Below are 7,272 nucleotides of genomic sequence, written 5' to 3' on the forward strand. Positions count from 1 at the left end.
ATTGATATGAGTACGCGCCAAAGCTTCTGAAAGTTGCATAAAAAAATCCGATGACAAGGGGTCATCGGATTTTGATCCTTTCAGTGAGATCGTCAAGCGATCTGTCTTAACTGATCGGCATTAGGCTCTATGTGGCACAATCGTTACCTTAATTAGCCGGAGAAATAATAACCAAAAGGATGGCTGTAAGTGTAGTAATCAAATGGTCATGATGGTGTGAGATTGATCGCAGATTAATGGCTTTTCATCTTAGCAATCACTATCGATGTTAGCGGCAGGTAATGGGTGTTAACCAACCGGATTATTTGTCGTCCGTAGCTGAATGTGTGCTGGCCATTGGCGAAAATCCTATTTGTGAATGACACTGTGTAAGAGGGTTTATTGAGGGGGCATCACAGAGTGACAATCGCGTCATCCAAGGAGTGATATTTGATGGTGAATGACTGGCAAATGGATGTATTTACAGCAGGTACGGATGAATGGCTGATGCAGCAATATGCTCTAGGAAATGCGACCGCATTTGAAGTGCTGTATGAGCGCCATAGTGGCCATCTATTTCGTTATTTTCATCACCAGCTTGATGATGCCGAATTAGTCAATTGTGTGTTTCAACAGGTGTGGCAATGGGTGGTAGCTCAAGCCCCAGTGTTTACTGGTGAGCAACCATTTGCTATTGGGCTATATTGTTATGCCCATAAGTTACTTATTACGCATCTGTGTCCTTTGCTCATTGTTAATTCGCGTCAGCGTCTGCCAAAAGGGTCACTTAATGATGGTGGCGATATCGGCCAGTGTGGTGCCCATGACATTCGTGCCTGTCTCTCGCATTTACCTTGGTTGCAAAAAGAGGCCGTGATCCTACAGGGGGAAATGGCGTTTTCAATTGAAGATATTGGCGCCATTGTTGGCATTACGGTGAGCAGTGCTGAGCGGCGACTAGGCTTTGGCATTCAACAGCTTCGCCAGCAACTCATCGAGACGCCGGTGTTAAACAAATTCGCGTAATGAGGGGGCGGGATGAAGTTAACCGACGAGCAAGTATTCACTATCTATCGAGCGGCTGCGCGCAGTAAGCCATCAGCTCAGCTAAGACATCAGATTATCACCATGGCAACCGACGGCAAATGCGTAGCGGTTCCAGTTAAGTCAAAGCGTGGGAGTCAAGCGCAAGTGGTGATATCACTGCTTATGTTTTTGGTTGGCTTTGCCTGTATTGGCAGCACCTGGTGGTTACCCTGAAACATCAAAACACCACCAAGTGCTATTCATCAACACTGAGGCTTGATTAATCTTTGCTTTCTAGGCCGCCTAAGACATCGATTAAGGCTTTCATGAGTGCGACTAATTCACCACTCATCAAACTAAAGTCGGCATCGAGGCGCACCAAAGGATCATCATTGCCGACATCATCGCTAGCAGCTCTAAATTCTTCAGAAAACTTCAAGCGCTTAATGCTGACATCCGCTTGCAATAACAGGGCAATAGACTGTTCAAAATGTAATGCTAGTTTATGCACTTGTTTGCCGGTTTCAAGGTGCGCAATCACTTCGGCTTCTTGTAAATCTTGTTGCTTAAAACGCACAATGCCGCCTTCATCGGCAATGGCTTTGAGTTCAGCTTCATCTTGCATGACAAAGGGAGCTGGGGCATGACCTTGGGCTAACCAGCTGGTAAGTTGCTGCTCAACGGGGGTGGAAAAACTGACCGGGATCACCGGTAGACTCCCTAAGGCTTTTCGTAATAATGCCAATAGTTCTTCGGCTTTGGCGGCACTTGAGCTATCGACCAAGATTAATTGCTCGTCGAGCAAAATGAGAGCTTGAATTTGACTTCGGCGCGAAAACGCACGTGGGAGTAAAGTCGTGGTGACTTCATCTTTAAGTGCATCTTTCTCTTTTTTAGTGACTTTTCGCTGTTCCGCTTCTTCAATCAGCGCCACTTTTTCATCGATGGCTTCTTTAACCACTGAACCTGGCAGGATTTTTTCTTCCTTGGTCGCACTAATTAACAAGCGATTATTGGCGCAATGAACCAGTGATACCCCGTGCTTGCCGAAGGGTTTTGAAAAACCAAACTTACTGACATCTTGGCTGGTACAAGGGCTAAAGCTAAATTCCGCCAAGGCCTTTTCTAGCGTGTCTTCATCGGTGGTGAAGGGCTTATTGAATCGATAGAGGGTTAAGTTTTTAAACCACATAGCGCATATATCCATAGCGAAATAATGCCGCAGTTTACGCCAGTCCATTAGGAGGGTAAAGCGGCTCTTCGGCGGGCGGATTATCGTAACGTTCAATTTCATGGGCTAGCGACTATTGATGGTCCATCGCATTAGCCAAACCAGGAAGAGGTTGACGACATTTTTGATTAATATTTGTTTAAGTGATTCGTTAATAAGTAATTAATTAAATAATTTTTCGCAGCATTTGTCATACTGACATAAAATTGTAACGAAGCTGTTGCAAGATGCAGCCAGGTATAAGAAATAGAACTTACTTGCTATTAAAGGATGATGATAATGAAACTGTTCACAAAAACCCTAATCGCTAGTGCTTTGACAAGCTTAACCTTAGCTTCTGCCCAAGCAGCTGATCCTATTACCGTTTACGGTAAACTCAATGTGACCGCACAGTATGATGATATCAATGGTGACTCGACTAACACCATTCAAAGCAACGCGTCACGTTTTGGTGTGAAAGGTGCGTATGAGATTAGCTCGGATTTAGAAGCGTTTTATACCATAGAATATGAAGTCGATACGGGGTCGGATTCTAGTGACAATTTTAAAGCGCGTAACCAATTTATCGGTTTACGAGGTGATTTTGGTGCATTATCTGTGGGCCGTAACGATACCTTATTAAAAGTGTCACAAGGTAAAATCGATCAGTTTAATGATTTATCGGGTGATATGAAAAACCTGTTTAAAGGTGATAACCGTATGGCCCAAACGGCCACCTACTTGACGCCATCCTTGTCTGGCCTGACATTAGGTGTCACCTATGTTGCCCAGGACGATGCGGCGCAAATGGATAAAAATGGTTTTTCTGTGGCTGCCATGTATGGTGATTCTAAGTTGAAATCAACCCCAATCTATGCGGCGATTGCCTATGATTCAGAAGTGAAAGGTTATGACATTTTACGGGCCAGTGTCCAAGGCAAAGTGGCGGGCTTGTTGTTAGGTGGTATTTATCAGCAACAAGAGAAATCTGACAACGGCAAGAACAAAAATGGTTATTTATTCAGTGCTGCTTATGATATTTCTGCCGTGACATTAAAAGCCCAGTATCAAGATATGGAAGATTTAGGCAAGAGCTGGTCAGCTGGCGCCGATTATAAGTTGGCCAAACCAACCAAGCTGCTGATGTTTTATACTGACCGCTCATATGATGTCGCGTTACGTGATAATGACAAATACTTAGGTGTTGGTATTGAACATAAGTTCTAACCATAGATTAATAAGAGTAGGGGCCTTTAGGCCCCTTTTTTTATGGCTAAATATTCAACAACCACGGCCTTATGATGAATATGACGGATCATTGATGAGGATATTACAGGCATAATCCGGGATATTATCGTAAACTCGAGCAGACATTCATATTAATGTCATAAAATTGTCCAATAATAATGCTCACAAACTCATAGTTGAAAAGTGAATTATGACTGCAAGGATATTGATAGTTGAAGATGAACTCGCCATTCGTGAGATGTTGACCTTCGTGTTAGAACAACACGGATTTCAAACCAGCGTCGCTGAGGATGTCGATTCTGCGTTGTCAATGATGGCAGAACCTTATCCAGATTTGATTCTGCTGGATTGGATGTTGCCTGGCGGCAGTGGTATTCAAGTGGCCAAAAAGATTAAGCAGGATGAGTTTTCGCGAAAAATACCGATTATTATGCTGACGGCACGCGGCGAAGAGGAAGATAAAGTCAAAGGACTGGAAGTCGGGGCCGATGACTATATGACCAAGCCTTTTTCTCCTAAAGAGCTGGTGGCGCGAATTAAAGCTGTGTTACGTCGCGCGGCGCCAACCCGCTTAGAAGATGTCATCGTGGTGCACGGTTTGAGCTTAGATCCCGTGTCTCATCGCGTCAGTGTTGGTGAGCAAGTGCTGGAAATGGGCCCTACTGAATTTCGATTACTGCATTTTTTTATGACACACACCGAGCGGGTGTATAGTCGTGAACAATTATTAGATAATGTCTGGGGTACCAATGTTTATGTTGAAGATCGCACCGTTGATGTTCATATTCGACGTCTGCGCAAGGCATTAGAAAGCAATGGGCATGATAGCTTGATACAAACTGTGAGAGGCGCAGGTTACCGCTTCTCGACTCGGGGTTAGTCCTTTATTGCACGACAGCCTGTCAGCCGCTGGGAAGCCTTATGTTTACCTCCTATTCTGGTTATCGTTTGTTCGGCCGTATTGCGCTGATCTTAGTCGCGGCCACCGCGCTGGGGTTAGTGCTTGATGCCTTATTGCCGGTATTGTTTTGCGTGGCTTGCGCTTGGTTAATCTGGCATTACCGGCAACTGATGCTACTCAATTACTGGTTATGGCGTGATAAGCGGATCACTCCGCCACAAGGCACTGGCAGTTGGGAAGGTGTGTTCAATGGCATTTATCGCTTACAGCAAAAAAACCGAAGAAAGATAAATCAGTTACTCAATTTGCTTGGGCGTTTTCGCCAAGGGGCGGAAGCTCTGCCCGATGCCGCCGTGGTGTTAGATGGTGATAGAAATATCGTTTGGTGCAATCGCTTAGCCCAATTATTGCTAGGACTGGAATGGCCCAAAGATAACGGTCAACGCTTGGATAATTTGCTGCGCCACCCCGATTTTATTCATTACATCAATGGCCACAATTTTTTGCAGCCGCTGGAATTACCCTCTCCCATTGCCGATGGCAAATTACTCGAAATTCGCCTCATGGCTTATGGCGATAGTCAGCTGCTACTGATAGCGCGTGATATTAGTCGAATTCGCCAATTAGAAAATATGCGCCGTGATTTTGTCGCGAATGTATCACATGAATTAAAGACACCCTTAACCGTGTTGCAAGGGTATCTAGAAGTGATGCAAAGCATGGCGGATGAGGGCGATATCAACCAAAAACCGTTGGGATTAATGCATGAGCAAACCCAGCGGATGCGTACCATGATAGAACAACTATTAGTGCTTTCTCGGATAGAAGCCGCAGATGATGTCGATTTAAACCATCAAGTCGATATGGATAAATTGCGAGTGCTCTTAGAGCAAGAAGCTAACGCCTTGTCCCTTGAACAGCATCAACTTGAATTTGATTGGCAACCGGGTCTATGGGTGCTTGGCGATACCGTTCAAATGCAAAGTGCATGCTCCAACTTATTATCCAACGCCATTCGTTATACCCCCGCAGGCGGTATCATTCGGGTGAGTTGGAAGTCCGTCACCCATGGCGCTCGATTCTGCGTGCAAGATTCTGGCGACGGCATTGCCATGCAGCATATCTCACGCTTGACTGAGCGTTTTTATCGAGTCGATAGTGCTCGCTCGCGCCAAACGGGTGGCAGTGGCTTGGGCCTTGCCATTGTTAAGCATGCCTTGAATCGTCATCATAGCCAGCTGAGTGTCGTCAGCCACTTAGGTCGGGGAAGTCAGTTCAGTTTTATCATACCGCCGCAATTATTATTACCGTCGGCAGACGTTGTCAGCAAATAGTATCCCCATGTCATATAAGTGTCACAACACAGTCATAGACTTGTCATGCGCGCCAAAGATACTGGATACAACAACTACACCTAAGAGTCACACCGGAGATAATAATGAAATTGAATAAGCTTGTTAGCGCCATCACATTAACTGCCGCAGGGTTGTTCTCAACAGCATCAATGGCCGCGTTAGATCCTCAATTGTCCAATTACGAAAAAAGCAGTGGTGTCTCAGGCAATTTGTCTTCCGTCGGTTCTGACACGTTAGCCAACATGATGACCTTATGGGCTGAAGAGTTTAAACACATTTATCCTAATGTGAATATTCAAATTCAAGCCGCGGGTTCATCGACGGCGCCGCCAGCGCTGACCGAAGGCACGGCACAGTTTGGTCCAATGAGCCGTAAAATGAAGCCCAATGAAGTTGAAGCCTTTGAAAAACATTATGGATACCCTCCGACTGCGATTCGTGTTGCCATTGACGCGCTGGCGGTGTTTGTACACAAAGATAACCCGATTAAGGGGTTAAGCATCGAGCAGTTAGACGGTATTTTTTCAACGACCCATAAATGTGGTGACACTAACATTACTCGTTGGGGTCAGGTGGGCTTGAGCGGTGACTGGGCAGACAAAGACATCCAGCTTTATGGTCGTAACTCAGTATCAGGCACTTATGGCTACTTTAAAAAGAAAGCCTTATGCAAAGGTGATTTTAAGGCTAACGTCAATGAGCAGCCCGGTTCGGCCTCGGTAGTGCAGTCGGTGTCGCAATCGCTCAACGCCATTGGCTATTCCGGTATCGGTTATAAGACCGCGGGCGTTAAAGCCGTGGCGCTCTCCAAGAAAGGCGATAACTATATCGCGGCAACGGCTGAAAATGCCGCTAACGGCAGCTATCCCTTATCACGCTACTTATATGTCTATGTCAACAAAGCCCCCAATCAACCTTTATCACCCATGGATCGCGAGTTTATTCGCTTTATGTTGTCAAAACAGGGGCAAACTATAGTTGAAAAAGATGGTTATGTACCAGTGCCACAATCCGTGGTCAGTAAAGACTTGAGTGCCTTGGGTTTGTAACGCCGTTTCTCGGTCAGATGTAACCTCCTGCGGGAGGTTTTTTTTTGCCGATAAAATGGCTCTGCGGCGGGCAAAATGGGTGTTAAAAAAAGAGCAAAAAAAATGGCGACCATTTGGTCGCCAACAGTTCGAATTAGGAACTTAATGATGGTTGCGCTAGAAACCATCTGAAGGGAGGATGATGAACGATGAAACACATTAAATGATTCGGTTCATATATTCAGACCGAGCCGATTAGCAATAGTTCACGGAAATAGAAATATTTTTATCAATTTTTAAAAATAATTTGTAAGCCACTAATTATAAAGGTAATTAATGTACTGCTGCCATCGTCATTGTTGTGAGCGAAACGCCATAAAAAAAAGCAACCATTAAGGTTAATGCCGATCAGTTAAGACAGATCGCTTGACGATCTCACTGAAAGGATCAAAATCCGATGACCCCTTGTCATCGGATTTTTTTATGCAACTTTCAGAAGCTTTGGCGCGTACTCATATCAATCGT

At 45.0% G+C, this 7,272-nt stretch carries 7 protein-coding genes; 6 read left to right on the forward strand and 1 reads right to left on the reverse strand.

Going from position 1 to position 7,272, the window contains the following annotated elements; translation table 11 throughout:
- Positions 1-432: 432 nt before the first annotated feature.
- Positions 433-1,005 (forward strand): sigma factor-like helix-turn-helix DNA-binding protein, encoded by a 573-nt coding sequence (locus tag KU855_RS18220; RefSeq protein ID WP_256261124.1) that lies wholly within the window; start codon positions 433-435, stop codon positions 1,003-1,005.
- A gap of 12 nt (positions 1,006-1,017) precedes the next feature.
- Entirely contained in the window at positions 1,018-1,239 is a 222-nt protein-coding gene (locus KU855_RS18225; protein ID WP_218532616.1) for a hypothetical protein, read from the forward strand.
- Between the two features lie 46 nt (positions 1,240-1,285).
- Here the strand turns inward: KU855_RS18225 and rdgC are convergent, their stop codons facing one another.
- On the reverse strand, positions 1,286-2,197 hold the full coding sequence (rdgC, locus tag KU855_RS18230; protein ID WP_218532619.1) for a recombination-associated protein RdgC: 912 nt from the start codon (positions 2,195-2,197) through the stop codon (positions 1,286-1,288).
- Between the two features lie 318 nt (positions 2,198-2,515).
- Between rdgC and KU855_RS18235 the strand changes: the two genes are divergently transcribed.
- From KU855_RS18235 to KU855_RS18250, 4 genes are all read left to right on the forward strand, one after another.
- Positions 2,516-3,442, forward strand: coding sequence for a porin (locus KU855_RS18235; protein WP_218532621.1), 927 nt, complete (start codon positions 2,516-2,518; stop codon positions 3,440-3,442).
- Positions 3,443-3,653: 211 nt separating this feature from the next.
- Positions 3,654-4,343, forward strand: coding sequence for a phosphate regulon transcriptional regulator PhoB (gene phoB, locus KU855_RS18240; protein ID WP_218532630.1), 690 nt, complete (start codon positions 3,654-3,656; stop codon positions 4,341-4,343).
- Between the two features lie 41 nt (positions 4,344-4,384).
- On the forward strand, positions 4,385-5,698 hold the full coding sequence (gene phoR, locus KU855_RS18245) for a phosphate regulon sensor histidine kinase PhoR (RefSeq protein WP_218532639.1): 1,314 nt from the start codon (positions 4,385-4,387) through the stop codon (positions 5,696-5,698).
- A 104-nt stretch (positions 5,699-5,802) separates the two neighbouring features.
- A complete protein-coding gene (locus tag KU855_RS18250; RefSeq protein ID WP_218532648.1) occupies positions 5,803-6,768 on the forward strand; it encodes a PstS family phosphate ABC transporter substrate-binding protein in 966 nt (321 codons plus the stop codon).
- Positions 6,769-7,272 lie beyond the last annotated feature (504 nt).

The sequence above is a fragment of the Shewanella sp. NIFS-20-20 genome, from assembly GCF_019209865.1.
GTDB lineage: Bacteria > Pseudomonadota > Gammaproteobacteria > Enterobacterales > Shewanellaceae > Shewanella.